At 68.9% G+C, this 12,293-nt stretch carries 13 protein-coding genes and 3 tRNA genes; 7 read left to right on the forward strand and 9 right to left on the reverse strand.

What is annotated here, in order from left to right; all coding sequences use genetic code 11:
* Positions 1 to 50: 50 nt before the first annotated feature.
* The 3 genes from SY84_RS09625 to SY84_RS09635 form a co-directional block, all read right to left on the reverse strand.
* Positions 51 to 127: transfer RNA gene (locus tag SY84_RS09625), tRNA-Arg, on the reverse strand.
* Between the two features lie 33 nt (positions 128 to 160).
* Positions 161 to 234, reverse strand: a tRNA-Gly gene (locus tag SY84_RS09630).
* A 25-nt stretch (positions 235 to 259) separates the two neighbouring features.
* A tRNA-Pro gene (locus SY84_RS09635) sits at positions 260 to 336 on the reverse strand.
* Positions 337 to 434: 98 nt separating this feature from the next.
* On the opposite strand from SY84_RS09635, the gene mqnP reads away from it, so the two are divergent.
* The 6 genes from mqnP to SY84_RS09665 all read left to right on the forward strand — a co-directional run bounded on the left by mqnP (position 435) and on the right by SY84_RS09665 (position 5,296).
* Entirely contained in the window at positions 435 to 1,316 is an 882-nt protein-coding gene (gene mqnP, locus SY84_RS09640; protein ID WP_046843832.1) for a menaquinone biosynthesis prenyltransferase MqnP, read from the forward strand.
* Positions 1,298 to 1,630 (forward strand): hypothetical protein, encoded by a 333-nt coding sequence (locus SY84_RS09645; RefSeq protein ID WP_081424561.1) that lies wholly within the window; start codon positions 1,298 to 1,300, stop codon positions 1,628 to 1,630. Before mqnP ends, SY84_RS09645 begins: the two co-directional genes overlap by 19 nt.
* Positions 1,631 to 1,640: 10 nt before the next feature.
* Complete coding sequence (locus tag SY84_RS09650; RefSeq protein ID WP_046843833.1) at positions 1,641 to 2,102, forward strand: hypothetical protein; 462 nt, start codon at positions 1,641 to 1,643, stop codon at positions 2,100 to 2,102.
* A gap of 124 nt (positions 2,103 to 2,226) precedes the next feature.
* Positions 2,227 to 2,844 (forward strand): adenylate/guanylate cyclase domain-containing protein, encoded by a 618-nt coding sequence (locus tag SY84_RS09655; protein ID WP_245621309.1) that lies wholly within the window; start codon positions 2,227 to 2,229, stop codon positions 2,842 to 2,844.
* Between the two features lie 45 nt (positions 2,845 to 2,889).
* Entirely contained in the window at positions 2,890 to 3,567 is a 678-nt protein-coding gene (locus SY84_RS09660; protein WP_010887388.1) for a response regulator transcription factor, read from the forward strand.
* A gap of 70 nt (positions 3,568 to 3,637) precedes the next feature.
* The gene (locus SY84_RS09665; RefSeq protein WP_046843834.1) at positions 3,638 to 5,296 is read left to right on the forward strand and encodes a sensor histidine kinase; all 1,659 of its coding nucleotides are present in this window, start codon (positions 3,638 to 3,640) and stop codon (positions 5,294 to 5,296) included.
* A 70-nt stretch (positions 5,297 to 5,366) separates the two neighbouring features.
* Here the strand turns inward: SY84_RS09665 and SY84_RS09670 are convergent, their stop codons facing one another.
* From SY84_RS09670 to SY84_RS09680, 3 genes are all read right to left on the reverse strand, one after another.
* Positions 5,367 to 6,269 (reverse strand): ROK family protein, encoded by a 903-nt coding sequence (locus tag SY84_RS09670; protein ID WP_046843835.1) that lies wholly within the window; start codon positions 6,267 to 6,269, stop codon positions 5,367 to 5,369.
* A 158-nt stretch (positions 6,270 to 6,427) separates the two neighbouring features.
* Positions 6,428 to 6,775 carry a hypothetical protein gene (locus SY84_RS09675; protein ID WP_157882948.1) on the reverse strand — a complete coding sequence of 116 codons (348 nt, stop codon included), beginning with the start codon at positions 6,773 to 6,775 and terminating at the stop codon, positions 6,428 to 6,430.
* Positions 6,775 to 7,215, reverse strand: coding sequence for an acyl-CoA thioesterase (locus tag SY84_RS09680; protein WP_046843836.1), 441 nt, complete (start codon positions 7,213 to 7,215; stop codon positions 6,775 to 6,777). The genes SY84_RS09675 and SY84_RS09680 overlap by 1 nt, the downstream gene beginning before the upstream one ends.
* A gap of 221 nt (positions 7,216 to 7,436) precedes the next feature.
* Here SY84_RS09680 and SY84_RS09685 point away from each other — a divergent pair, with 221 nt between their 5' ends.
* A complete protein-coding gene (locus SY84_RS09685; protein WP_245621310.1) occupies positions 7,437 to 7,814 on the forward strand; it encodes a cell division protein FtsB in 378 nt (125 codons plus the stop codon).
* 67 nt (positions 7,815 to 7,881) lie between these two features.
* Here SY84_RS09685 and lon read toward each other — a convergent pair whose 3' ends face one another.
* From lon to clpP, 3 genes are all read right to left on the reverse strand, one after another.
* On the reverse strand, positions 7,882 to 10,317 hold the full coding sequence (lon, locus tag SY84_RS09690; protein WP_046843838.1) for an endopeptidase La: 2,436 nt from the start codon (positions 10,315 to 10,317) through the stop codon (positions 7,882 to 7,884).
* Positions 10,318 to 10,456: 139 nt separating this feature from the next.
* A complete protein-coding gene (clpX, locus tag SY84_RS09695) occupies positions 10,457 to 11,665 on the reverse strand; it encodes an ATP-dependent Clp protease ATP-binding subunit ClpX (protein WP_046843839.1) in 1,209 nt (402 codons plus the stop codon).
* Positions 11,662 to 12,273, reverse strand: coding sequence for an ATP-dependent Clp protease proteolytic subunit (gene clpP / locus SY84_RS09700; RefSeq protein ID WP_157883080.1), 612 nt, complete (start codon positions 12,271 to 12,273; stop codon positions 11,662 to 11,664). Before clpP ends, clpX begins: the two co-directional genes overlap by 4 nt.
* Positions 12,274 to 12,293 lie beyond the last annotated feature (20 nt).

Consider the following 12,293-nt stretch of genomic DNA (forward strand, 5'->3'; position numbering starts at 1 on the left):
TTCCAGTCATGCAGCGCACCCTCCGCCCGGTGAAGGGGGAGGGTGCCGCGTGGCGCGCCCTGTAGGACTCGAACCTACGACCGACCGCTTAGAAGGCGGTTGCTCTATCCAGCTGAGCTAAGGGCGCATGAAAAAGGGCTCCCGGGTGGGGGAGCCTTCCTGGAGCGGGATCACGGATTCGAACCGAGGCCAGAAGCTTGGAAGGCTGCTGTGCTACCACTACACCAATCCCGCTGGGTGCGTCGTGTCGTCGGGGGGATGGTCGAGGCGACAGGATTCGAACCTGCGACCCCTTGGTCCCAAACCAAGTGCGCTACCGGCCTGCGCTACGCCTCGTCACCTGCTTCCCCGTCGAACGCGCGTCGTGAACTATAGCAGACATTGCGCGCCGGGAGGGGGTGTTGTGTGGGTGTGGGGCGTATGCTGCGTGACTGATGAGTGGCGTGCGCGTGAAGACGTTCCTGGATCTGGTGAAGTTCGAACACACGGTGTTCGCCCTGCCCTTCGCGTACGCGGGCATGCTGCTGGCGAGCATGCAGGCCAGCGGGACGGGCTGGCCGGGGTGGCACGTGCTGGTGTGGGTGACGGTGGCGATGGCGGCGGCGCGCACCGCGGCGATGGGGGCGAACCGCGTGATCGACCGGTTCATCGATGCGCGCAATCCGCGCACGGCGGGGCGGGAGGTGCCGAGCGGGAAGGTCAGTCCGGCGCAGGCGTGGGCGCTGGTGGTGGTGAGTCTGGTGGTCATGGCGTTCGCGGCGGCGCAGCTGAACCCGCTGTGCCTGGCGCTGCTGCCGCTGGCGGTGGTATTCCTGATCGGCTACCCGTACACGAAGCGTTTCACGTGGCTGTGCCACGCGTGGCTGGGCGTCACGGACGGCGCGGCGGCGGCCGGAGGCTGGATCGCGGTGACGGGGGAGTTCGCGCCGGGCACGTGGGTGCTGTGGGCGGTCGTGATCTTCTGGATGATCGGCCTGGACGTGATCTACGCGACGATGGACCGCGACTTCGACGTGGCGAACGGCATCCGGAGTATTCCGGCTCGGTTCGGGATTCCCCGCGCGCTGCGCATCGCGGCGGCCAGTCACGCGCTGACGTTCGCGCTGCTGCTGCTGGTGGGGGTGGTGACGGGCGCGAGCTTCTGGTATTACCTCGCGGCGCTGGTGATGGGCGGCATCCTGCTGTTCGAGCACCGGATCGTGAATCCAGGGGATCTGGCGCGGGTGAACGTGGCGTTCTTCGACGCGAACATGTGGCTGGCGCTGACCATGCTGGCCGGTGTGGTGGTGGACGTGGCGTGGCGCACCCTGACCTGAGCGCACCTGACCTCCCGGCGGGGCAGGAGAGCCTGGACTGGGTACCGCTGGACGCCGCGCGGGCCTTCGTGGACGGCGACGAGCGCTGGGCGGCGGTGCTGCTGGCCCGCGCCCGCGACGCGCAGGCGGCCGGGAGTGTGGCGTGGGCGCGGCTGGAGCGCCTGCACGGCCTGAGCCTGATTCACGTGCAGCGCGAGGTCGAGGGGACCTTCGCGCTGGAGCGGTCGGACGCGCTGCTGGACGCGGCGGGTGCCGCGCGCCCAGATCTGGAGGTGCTGGAGGCGCGGGCCGCGTCGGGCGCGGCCGAACGCTAGACTGGCGCGCATGACGGAAGCGGCGCGGGCGGGCGTGACCCTGGAGACCTCGGAGCGGGAGTTCGCGGCGCGGTACGCCGAGTTCGCCGCCGAGGGCACACTGTACCCGTCGCGGGAGGGCAGTCCGCTGCTGGAGTTCGGGGTGGCAGGCCGGGTACTGTACCTGTTTGACCGCAGCGGGCCGTACGCGGCGGCGCCCGGCGCGGCGCGGCTGGTGGTGCACGGCGTGCTGGAACCTGCGGGGCTGCGGCTCCTGACGGCGCAGGAAGAACTGCGGGAGCAGCTGCACGCGCTTGGGGTCTCCGGCGTGGAGGGCCGTGGGGTGGTGCTGTCGGTGGGGCGGCAGGTGGTGGTGGTGCGGGCGCGGCTGCCGCTGGTACTGGGCGCGTTCGGGCCGCTGCCGGGGGTGCAGCCGGGCGACTGGGTGGTGTTCCGCACGGTGCCGCCACTGCACGGGTTCATGGCGCCCTGAGGGGCGGGTGGTTCAGACCTGTTGGCGAATGGCAGGCCTCTGTATCCACTTGGGTGACGGAATGGGGAATTTATCGCAACAAGTCACTTTAACGTTGAAATGAAAAAAGCTTCCCTTTCCCCTCATGCTCATTCATGATGAAAGCACCTCCATGAACGAGTCGCTGCTTCCCCTCCCCGGTCCCCAGGACCAAGCCACCCCGGCCTGCATGGTGCTGGTCGATCTGGTGGGCAGCACACGTCTGGCACGTCACCTGCCGCTGGGCAACTACACCGCGCTGATGGCTGAATTCGTGCAGGTCATGATCCTGACCCTCGAAGCGCGCGGCGGGCAGGTCCTACAACACCAAGGTGACGCCGTGCTGGCCTGGTGGCCCGCCGCGCAGGCCGCGCACGCCTGCGCCGCCGCGCAGGAGTCCCACGGGCGCGCTGCGCGCCTCACACTGGCCGCGCGGCTGGGCCAGACGCTGCGTGTGCGCGCCGGGATCTCCGCCGGGGACGTCCTGATGGGCGTCGTGGGTGGCCAGATGAGCGCCTACGGTCTGCCCGTGAACTATTCCCGCCGCCTGTGCGACGCCGCGCAGGCCGGCCAGACGCTCGTATGCGACGAGGTTCTGCGTCTCGCACCGGCGCTCGTGAGTGAACTGTGTCCGCCGCTGGACCTGCGGGGATTCGGGGACGACTGCCGCGCGCACCGCCTGCTGGCCCCGGCAGCGGCGGGCACGCGCATGAAAGTTGATTAAGCGCCGAGGCGGCCTTCTCATGAGAACGCTCCATAGACTGCGGGCATGGAACGCAAGCCCCTGGTTTTAGTCATCGAGGATGAGAAAGACATCGCCCGGTTCATCGAACTCGAACTCGCGGCCGAAGGATACGCCACCGAAGTCGCCTTCGACGGCGTGACCGGCCTCTCCAAATTCCGTGAAGTCAACCCCGACCTCGTCATCCTGGACCTGATGCTTCCCGTTCTGGACGGCCTGGAAGTCGCGCGGCGCATCCGCAAGACCAGCAACACCCCGATCATCATCCTGACCGCCAAGGACGGCATCCAGGACAAGGTCGAGGGCCTGGACTCCGGCGCGGACGACTACCTGATCAAGCCGTTCTCCATCGAGGAACTGCTCGCCCGCGTGCGCGCCCACCTGCGCCGCGTGAACCCGGCCGTGACCGGCGAGGTCCGCGTGGCCGATCTGGTCATGAACCTCGACGGGCGCGAGATCTTCCGCGGTGGGCGCCGCGTGGAACTGTCCGCCAAGGAATTCGAACTGCTCGAACTGCTCGCCCGCAACCCCGGCAAGGTGTTCTCCCGCTTCGAGATCGAGGAGAAGGTCTGGCCCGAGTACACCGGCGGCAGCAACGTCGTGGACGTGTACATCGGTTACCTGCGCCGCAAGCTCGAGGAGGGCGGGGAGCGCCGCCTGATCCACACCGTGCGCGGCGTCGGGTACGTCCTGCGCGAGGAGTGACCGCCGCCGCTCTCATGGGGCGGGCCTCTAGACTGTCGCGTATGAGCGGCCTGCCTTCCCGGAGCCCTGCATGACGCTGCGCTGGCGCCTCACGCTGTTCTACACGGCGCTGCTGGCCTTCCTGCTGACCGGGGTGGGCGTCATCACGCTGTACATGATGCGCGTGAACCTGATCGGCGGGATCGACACGGAACTTCAGAACACGTACAAGCAGTTCGTGACGTACCTCGTGCGGCCCATCGGAGCGGCCGACGAGACCGCGCGCCTGCCCACCGACCAGCAGCAGCTCAGGGCCCAGCGGCTCCAGGCGGAGCAGTTCAGCGAGCAGAGCAGTCTTGTCAGCCAGATCGGGCAGGCGAAACTGCTCGCCCGCTACTATTTCCCGAACTCCAGCGTGGCGGTCGAGGACCTGTCGTTCTATACCCGCCAGACCCTCATCGACGACCTGAAGGTCGCCCGGACCGCACAGGAGAAACGCGAGCTGTTCGCGTACCTCGCGGGGCTGCGTGGCACCTCGCGCCGCTCGCTGGCCGTGGACATCCAGCGGCCCATCACCCTGACCGACCGGGAACTGGAGGCGCTGATCAACGCGACCGACGGGCGACTGCATCTCAACCGCCTGATTGCCGACGCGCCCAACCGTGAACCCACCCTGATGCGCCTGCTGGTCGTCCTGGGGCCCCTCACGAATAGCGAACCCCGCCGCGAGGTGGGCCTCAGCGGCTTCGAGAGCGACCCCCCCCTGGGCATCGTGTACGTGGCCCGCAGCCTCGGCACCGTGCAGAAGACCCTGGACGATCTGCGGCAGGTGGTCATGCTGCTGTTCCTGACCGGGCTGGCCACCGCCGGGACCGGCGCGTACCTGCTGGCCGGGCAGGCGCTGCTGCCCCTCAGGCGCGTCCAGCGGGCCGCCGAGCGCATCGGCGGGCAGAACCTCACCGAACGCGTCCCCGTCCCGCAGACCGGCGATGAGGTCGAGTCCCTGGCGACCGCGCTGAACGCCATGCTGGGCCGCCTGGAGGGCAGCTTCGAGGCGCAGCGCCGCTTCACCAGCGACGCCAGCCACGAACTGCGCACGCCCGTCACGGCCATCAGCGGGCACGCCAGTTACCTGCTGCGCCGCACCAACCCCACCGGGCAGCAGCAGGAGAGTCTGAAGATCATCCAGAGCGAATCCGAACGCCTGACCAACCTGATCGCCAGCCTGTTGCAACTCGCCCGGTCCGACAGCGGCGCCCTGACGCTGCAGCGCGGCCCGGTGTTCTCGGCGCTGCTGCTGTCCGACATCGTGCGGGAACTCGCGCCGCTGGCGCAGGCGCAGCACACCACCCTGACCAGCACCGGCGAGGACGTCACCTTCGAGGCGGACGCCGACCGCCTGAAGCAGGTGCTCATCAACCTGGTCAGCAACGCCCTGAAGGCCGGAGCGCAGACCGTCACGCTGCGCAGCGAACGCGTCGGCGCGGAGGTCCGCCTGAGCGTGCAGGACGACGGGCCCGGCATCCCCGAGGATCAGCTGGAACGCCTGTTCGACCGCTTCTACCGCCTGGAGGACAGCCGCAGCCGCGACCAAGGCGGCGCGGGCCTGGGCCTGAGCATCGCGCGCGGCATCGTGGACGCCCACGGCGGCCGCATCTGGCTCGACAGCGAGGTCGGTCAGGGCACCACCGCGCACGTGCAGCTGCCGGTCGGGAACGTCCCGGAACTCGACCTGGACGACGTCCCGTAACGCGAGAGAGGCAGGGCCGCCGGACATGAACAGTCCGGCGGCCCCGCCCTGTGGCGTGACCCGTGTGGCGTTACCCGTGCCGGGCGGCGAGGGCCGCGCCGATCACGCCCGCATTGCCGGCGAGCTGCGCGCGGCGGATCGTGACGGGCGCGAAGCCCTGCGCGTACTCGTCCGCGGCGGCCTGCACGCCGTGGAAGAAGTAATCCCCGACGCTGGCCACGCCCCCACCGATCACGAAGACCTCCGGGTCGATGGTCTTCTGCAGGTCCGCCAGCGCGATGCCGATGTACCGCAGCGCCTGACCCACCACGCGCCGCGCGGCCGGGTGGCCCTGCTGCGCCAGCTGGAAGGCCTCGGCGGTGCTCACGTCGCGGTTCAGGGCGAAGCTGGCGTCCCGCGCGATGGCCGTGCCGCTCGCGACGGCCTCCAGCGCGCCGTCCAGGCCCGCGCCGCTCACCGGGCCGCCCGGGAGGGCCGTGATGTGCCCGATCTCCCCGGCGATGCCGTGGCGGCCGCGCCAGATGCGGCCGTTCAGGACGATGCCGCTGCCGATGCCGGTGCTGACCGTCACGTAGATGCTGCTCTCGGCGCCGCGCGCCGCGCCCAGGTGCGCCTCGGCCAGCGCGGCGGCCTTGGCGTCGTTCTCCAGCACCACGCGCTGCCCCAGGCGGTCCCGCAGACCGTCCACCATGGGCACGTCGGTGAAGCCGTAGATGTTCGGCGCGAACTTCACGCGGGTGCGGTCCGCGTTCAGTGGGCCGGGGATGCCCACGCCGATCAGGCGGGCGTCCGGGTGGCGCTCCTGCAGGCGGCGCACGTCGCCCGCGATGGCGTCCAGGACGCTCTCCCAGCCGGTGTCCGGGGTAGGGATCACGTGGGCGCTCAGCAGTTCGTCGCCGCGCAGGACGCCACTGGCGATCTTGGTGCCGCCCACGTCGATGCCGATGCTCAGGGGTTCAGTCAGGTTGGTCATGGGAACTCCGAAGGAAATGAAAGCGGGGAAAAACAGCGCGCGGGAGGCGGGAGCGCTTCCAGCCTCGCCCGGGGCTCACCACGGGGTGAACCGGGGAGCGACAGCTCGCCCCGGCGCCGGGCCGCGCGTCCGGACAGGTGACACTCTGCCCCTGCAATCTACCCCGCCTGACCGCCGCCCGGCCCGGCGTCCTCTGCACGGGTGGCCTCCGCCCCGCTCGACCCGGACTCCGCCCCAGCCTCCTCCTCTTCATCGAAGCCCAGCAGGACCAGCGCCTCGGGCAACTGCACCTCCGGCACGTACAGGCCCACGTCGCCCATGTACCCGCCCGTCTCGATTTCGATCACGGGACTGCCCATCGACCACTGGAAGGGTGTGCGCACCACGCTCACCACGCCCCCCTCCATGAGCGTGCGCCGCCAGCCCTCGGCCAGGAGGCGCGGCAGGGTGTCCACCCGCACCCACGGGTCCCCCTGGTACAGCACCCGGTCCTCGAACGTGGCCATCAGCGCACGCTCCGGTGCGCGACACGCGACGCGAAGTCCTCCGGCAGCGCGCGCGGCACCCCCTGCTCGTCCACGCGGACCTGCACGGACCGCGCGAACGCGCACGGCACCCCGTCTGCCAGGATCAGCGCGACACTCGTCCAGCTCGTGCGGCCCACCCGCTCGACCAGCGTGTCCACCGCCACCTCCTGCCCCTGACGGATGTCCCGCACGTAATCGATCTCCAGGCGCGCCAGGACCGAGCGGTCATCGGCCTGCCCACCCACCTCGCGCGACAGGCCCATGCGACCCACTTCCAGGAATTCCGCGTAGCGGGCGTTGTTCACGTGCCCCATGGCGTCCAGATCCCCGTAACGCAGCTGGATGACGCTGCGGCTCGCGTCCCCCCAGTTCAGCGCCGGGAAACGCGAGGCGGCAGGGGCGGCAGAAGTCTCACTCATGCGGACCAGTGTAGACCCGCCCGCCACCGCGACCTCCCCACGCGCCCGTCACGCACGGGCGCGGGAGCAGGGCTCCGAATTACGGCATCAAAAGTCTGTCGTTCTGATGCCTCCATTCTCTGCTTCTCAGCTGTTCCAGTCCGTCCTGCTCGGTAAAATTCACTCGCTTCGCTCGGCCCTGACAACACTGCTTTCATGACAAATGCTCTATGCTGCGCGGCGTGACCGACCTGCCCCCCCCACCACCGCCACGGCGCGACTGGTGGCGGCGCCTGCAACGCCTGCCGCTGAGCATGATCCTCGCCAGCGTCCTCCTGGGCCTGGGCATCGTGCAGCTGACCTTCCAGCTGGGCAACAGCCTGTACCGCACGACCACCTGGAGCCGCGACACCCAGGACACCCGCGCCCGCATCCAGACCCTGGAACGCGACGTGCAGGAACTACAGGACGCCGTGCAGGCCGCGCGGACCCCCGAACGCCTGCGGGAACTCGCCCGCTGCCGAGGCTGGGTGGGCACGTCCGAAGAGGTCGTGGTTTCTCGCGACGCGCCCGCCCCGGGCACCCCCACCGAGACCTGCAAGACGCTCCGCGTGCCGTGACGTCCGGCGAGAAAGAGGAAGCGGCGATCAGGGACTGCCCCCGATCGCCGCTCCTCTCTGCCTGCCCTTACGCGCCGGGCTGCGTGGCGCTCTTGCTCAGGGGAACCGGGATGTTGCCCTTGTCGTCCTGCGGCTTGGGCAGCAGCAACAGGTCCAGCACCTGACCCACCCGCTCGAAGGTGTGGATGCGCAGCTCGCCGCGGATGCTCTCGGGCACGTCCTGCAAGTTCGGCTCGTTGTCCTTGGGCACGATCACCTCGCGGATGCCGCCCTGGTGCGCGGCCAGCAGCTTCTCCTTCACGCCGCCGATGGGCAGCACGCGGCCGCGCAGGCTGATCTCGCCGGTCATGGCGACGTCCATCCGGACCGGGCGAGCCGTGATGGCGCTGATCACGGCCGTGGCGATCGTGATGCCCGCGCTGGGGCCGTCCTTGGGCGTGGCGCCGTCCGGGAAGTGCACGTGCAGGTCCATGGTCTTGTGGAACTCGGGGTCCGCGCCGTACTCGGCCGCGTGGGCGCGCAGGTACGCGATGGCCGCGCCGACGCTCTCCTTCATGACGTCGCCCAGCGAGCCAGTCATGACGATCTTGCCGCTGCCGGGCGTGGCCAGGGCCTCCACGAGCAGCATGGTGCCGCCCACGCTGGTCCAGGCGAGGCCCTGCGCGACGCCCACCTGGGGTTCTTTCTCCATCTTGTCGGGGCGGTGTAGCGGCACGCCCAGGTAGTCGGGCACCTGCGCGGCGTCGATGACCTTCAGGCCGTCCCAGGGCTGCTCCAGCAGTTCACGCGCGGCCTTGCGGGCCAGCTTGCTCACCTGACGGTCCAGGTTGCGCACGCCGCTCTCGGCGGTGTACTCCTCGACGATGCGGTTCAGCGCGGCGTCCGTGATCTCCAGGCGGCCGGTCAGGCCGTGCGCCTTGATCTGCCGGGGCACGCGGTAGCGCCTGGCGATCTCGACCTTCTCGACCTGGGTGTAGCCGGGGATGTTGATGATCTCCATGCGGTCCAGCAGGGGCCGGGGGATGGTCTGGAGGCTGTTGGCAGTCGTGATGAACATGACCTGGGACAGGTCGTACGGCACTTCCAGGTAGTGGTCCTGGAAGGTGTGGTTCTGCTCGGGGTCGAGGACTTCCAGCATGGCGCTTGAGGGGTCGCCGCGCCAGTCGCTGCTCATCTTGTCGATCTCGTCCAGCAGAATCACGGGATTCGTGACGCCCGCGTTCTTCATCGCCTGGATGATCCGGCCCGGCATCGAGCCGATGTACGTGCGGCGGTGGCCGCGGATCTCGGCCTCGTCGCGCACGCCGCCCAGCGCCATGCGCACGAACTTGCGGTTGAGAGAACGGGCGATGCTCTTGCCCAGGCTGGTCTTGCCGACCCCGGGAGGGCCCACGAGGACCAGGATCGGGGCGCGCAGCTCGGCGTCATCGGTGCGCTCCTCAGCGGTGCGCTCCTTGCGGGCCTCCTCGGTCTCGCCGGGCTTGTGGGTCAGCTGACGCACGGCCAGGAATTCCAGGATGCGGTCCTTGACGTCACCGAGCGCGTAGTGGTCGGCGTCGAGGATCTCGCGGGTGCGGGCGATGTCGAGGATCTCCTCGTCGCGCTTGCTCCAGGGCACGTCAACGAGCCAGTCGATGTAGTTGCGCACGACGGTGCTCTCGGGGCTGCCGCCGGGGGTGCGTTCCAGGCGCGTCAACTCCTTGAGGGCCTTCTCCTTGACGCTGTCGGGCATCCCGGCGGCCTCAATCTTCTCGCGCAGCGCCTCCACCTCGGCCGGGCCGTCCTCGCCGCCGCCGAGTTCCTTGCCGATGGCCTTCATCTGCTCGCGCAGGTAGTACTCGCGCTGGTTGGCGTCCATCTGCTCCTTGACGCGCCCCGCGATCTTCTTGTCCATGTTGAAGCGCTCGGTGTCGCGCGACAGGAACTTCAGGGTCGCCTCCAGCCGCTCGCGCAGGCCCACGGCCGCCAGGATCTCCTGCTTCTCCTCGGGCGTCCAGGTGGCGTGGTGCGCGACCTGATCGGCCAGCGCGCCGCCGTCCGTCAGGGCCTTGATGCCCTCGAGCTGGTAGTTGTCCAGGCGCAGGTTCTTGTTCTGGCGCTGGTACTCCTCGAAGGCCGACTTGATCTCGCCGATCAGCACGGGAATCTCGCGGCTGTCGTCGGCGGGGGCGGGGCGGGTCTCGGCGCGCACGCGCAGGTAGGCGCTGGGGACCTCGTCGAGCACGGCGGCGCGTTCCTGCGCCTCGATGAGCACCTGGTAGGTGTTGTCGGGCATACGCACGACCTGCTTGATGACGGCCAGGACGCCCATCTCATACAGTTCGGCGCGGGTGGGGTCGTCGGTGCGGGCGTCCCGCTGGGTGAGCAGCAGCACGCGGCGGTCGCTGGCCTGGGCCTCGTCGACGGCGCGTTTGCTCTTGGGGCGGCCCACGTCGACGTTCATGGTGACGCCGGGCAGGATCACGATATTTCTCAGTGCGACGACGGGAAGTTCCCAGATCATGCTTGCTCCTTAACGGCCGCGCGCTGGGCGCGGGAATACTTGAGTGTATCGCGGAGGGTCATGAGAGAGACACCCCCGCACGGTGTCCACAGAGTGTAGGGACTGGTGCGGGGGCGTGCTGTAACCTCAATCGCTATGCTCAGGCAGACTTCTTGAGTCCCTTAGACTCAAGCAGCTCCATCGGGGTGTCGATATGCACCGCGTCGAAGCGCAGCTCCTTCAGGCCCTCCACCGGCAGCTCGAACAGCAGGTCCGTCATGGCCTTCTCCAGCACCGCCCGCAGTCCGCGCGCCCCGGTCTTGCGCTCCCGGGCGCGGCGCGCCACCTCGCGCAGCGCCTCGTCCGTGAAGCTCAGGTCCACGTCCTGGAAGCCGAACAGCGCCTGGTACTGCGACGCGATCGCGCCCTGTGGCTCGGTCAGGATGCGCACCAGCGCCTCCTCGTCCAGATCCTGAAGCTGCACCACCAGCGGCAGACGCCCCACGAACTCCGGGATCAGCCCGAACTTCACGAGATCCTCCGGCAGGAAGCGCAATTCTTCCTTCTCGTCGCCCTTGTGCTCGGCGCCGAAGCCCACTGCGCGCACGTTCGTGCGGCTGCGGCCGATGTCCGCGATGCCGTCGAACGCGCCGCCCACGATGAACAGGATGTTCTTCGTGTTCACCTGCACGAGCTCCTGCTGCGGGTGCTTGCGGCCCCCCTGCGGCGGCACCTGCGCGACCGTGCCCTCGATGATCTTCAGCAGCGCCTGCTGCACGCCCTCACCGGACACGTCACGGGTGATGCTGGTGCCCTCGGACTTGCGGGCGATCTTGTCGATCTCGTCGATGTAGATGATCCCGCGCTCGGCGGCCGCCACGTCGTACTCGGCGGCCTGCAGCAGACGCACGATGACGTTCTCCACGTCGTCCCCCACGTACCCGGCTTCCGTCAGGGTGGTCGCGTCGGCAATCGCGAAGGGCACCTCCAGCATCTCCGCGAGGCTGGACGCCAGCAGCGTCTTCCCGGTCCCGGTCGGTCCGATCAGGAGGATGTTGCTCTTCTGCAGGTTCACGTCCGGATGCGCCAGCCGCTGGTAGTGACTTACGACCGCCACCGCCAGCGCCTTCTTCGCCTCGTCCTGACCGATCACGAACTCGTCGAGGTACGCCTTGATCTCGCGCGGGGTGGGCAGCTCGTCCAGGCTGAACTCCGCGCCGCCCTTCGTGCGGTTTTGCTTGACCAGCTCATGCGCCCGCTCGGTGCACTCGTTGCAGATGAACGCCGCGCGGCCCGGCGCCTCGATCAGCTGCGCGATCTGCGGATGCTGCCGCCCGCAGAACGAGCAGCGGTCCCCTCCCTTCGTCATACGATTCCCTCCTGCGCCCGCGTGCGGTCCACCACGCTGTCGATCAGGCCGTACTTCATCGCCTCGTCCGGCGACATGAAGTAGTCGCGTTCCATGTCCCGCATCAGCTTGTCGTGCGGCAGGCTGGTGTGCTCGTGGTAGATGCTGACCAGCTTGTCGCGCAGGTGCAGCACCTCCTTGGCCTGCACCTCCAGGTCCGGGGTGTTCCCGCGGAAGCCCGCCGACCCCTGGTGAATCATGATCCGGCTGTTCGGCAGCGCCATGCGCTTGCCCTTGTCCCCGGCCATCAGCAGCACGCTGCCCATGCTCATGGCGATCCCGACGCAGATCGTGCTGACCGGCGCCTTGATGTAGCGCATGGTGTCGTAGATCGCCAGGCCCGCGTACACCTCGCCGCCGGGGCAGTTGATGTACATCTGGATCTCCTGCTCCGGGTTCTGGCTGTCCAGCAGCAGCAGCTGAGCCACGATGGTGTTCGCCATCTGCGACTCGATCGGCGTGCCCACGAAAATAATCCGGTCCTTGAGCAGACGGGAGTAGATGTCGTACATCCGCTCGCCGCGCCCGGTCTGTTCGATCACGTAGGGAATCACGCTCATGGCAGCGATTATCGCACGGCGCAGGAATG

The sequence above is a fragment of the Deinococcus soli (ex Cha et al. 2016) genome (genome assembly GCF_001007995.1).
Lineage (GTDB): Bacteria > Deinococcota > Deinococci > Deinococcales > Deinococcaceae > Deinococcus > Deinococcus soli.

Excerpts from the sequence above, each read along its gene's own strand:
- clpX (WP_046843839.1), bottom strand. The coding sequence starts at position 11,665 with ATGACGAAGGGAGGGGACCGCTGCTCGTTCTGCGGGCGGCAGCATCCG.
- SY84_RS09655 (WP_245621309.1), top strand. The coding sequence starts at position 2,227 with ATGCTCATTCATGATGAAAGCACCTCCATGAACGAGTCGCTGCTTCCC.
- SY84_RS09660 (WP_010887388.1), top strand. The coding sequence starts at position 2,890 with ATGGAACGCAAGCCCCTGGTTTTAGTCATCGAGGATGAGAAAGACATC.
- SY84_RS09675 (WP_157882948.1), bottom strand. The coding sequence starts at position 6,775 with ATGGCCACGTTCGAGGACCGGGTGCTGTACCAGGGGGACCCGTGGGTG.
- SY84_RS09650 (WP_046843833.1), top strand. The coding sequence starts at position 1,641 with ATGACGGAAGCGGCGCGGGCGGGCGTGACCCTGGAGACCTCGGAGCGG.
- mqnP (WP_046843832.1), top strand. The coding sequence starts at position 435 with ATGAGTGGCGTGCGCGTGAAGACGTTCCTGGATCTGGTGAAGTTCGAA.
- lon (WP_046843838.1), bottom strand. The coding sequence starts at position 10,317 with ATGATCTGGGAACTTCCCGTCGTCGCACTGAGAAATATCGTGATCCTG.
- SY84_RS09680 (WP_046843836.1), bottom strand. The coding sequence starts at position 7,215 with ATGAGTGAGACTTCTGCCGCCCCTGCCGCCTCGCGTTTCCCGGCGCTG.
- SY84_RS09670 (WP_046843835.1), bottom strand. The coding sequence starts at position 6,269 with ATGACCAACCTGACTGAACCCCTGAGCATCGGCATCGACGTGGGCGGC.
- SY84_RS09665 (WP_046843834.1), top strand. The coding sequence starts at position 3,638 with ATGACGCTGCGCTGGCGCCTCACGCTGTTCTACACGGCGCTGCTGGCC.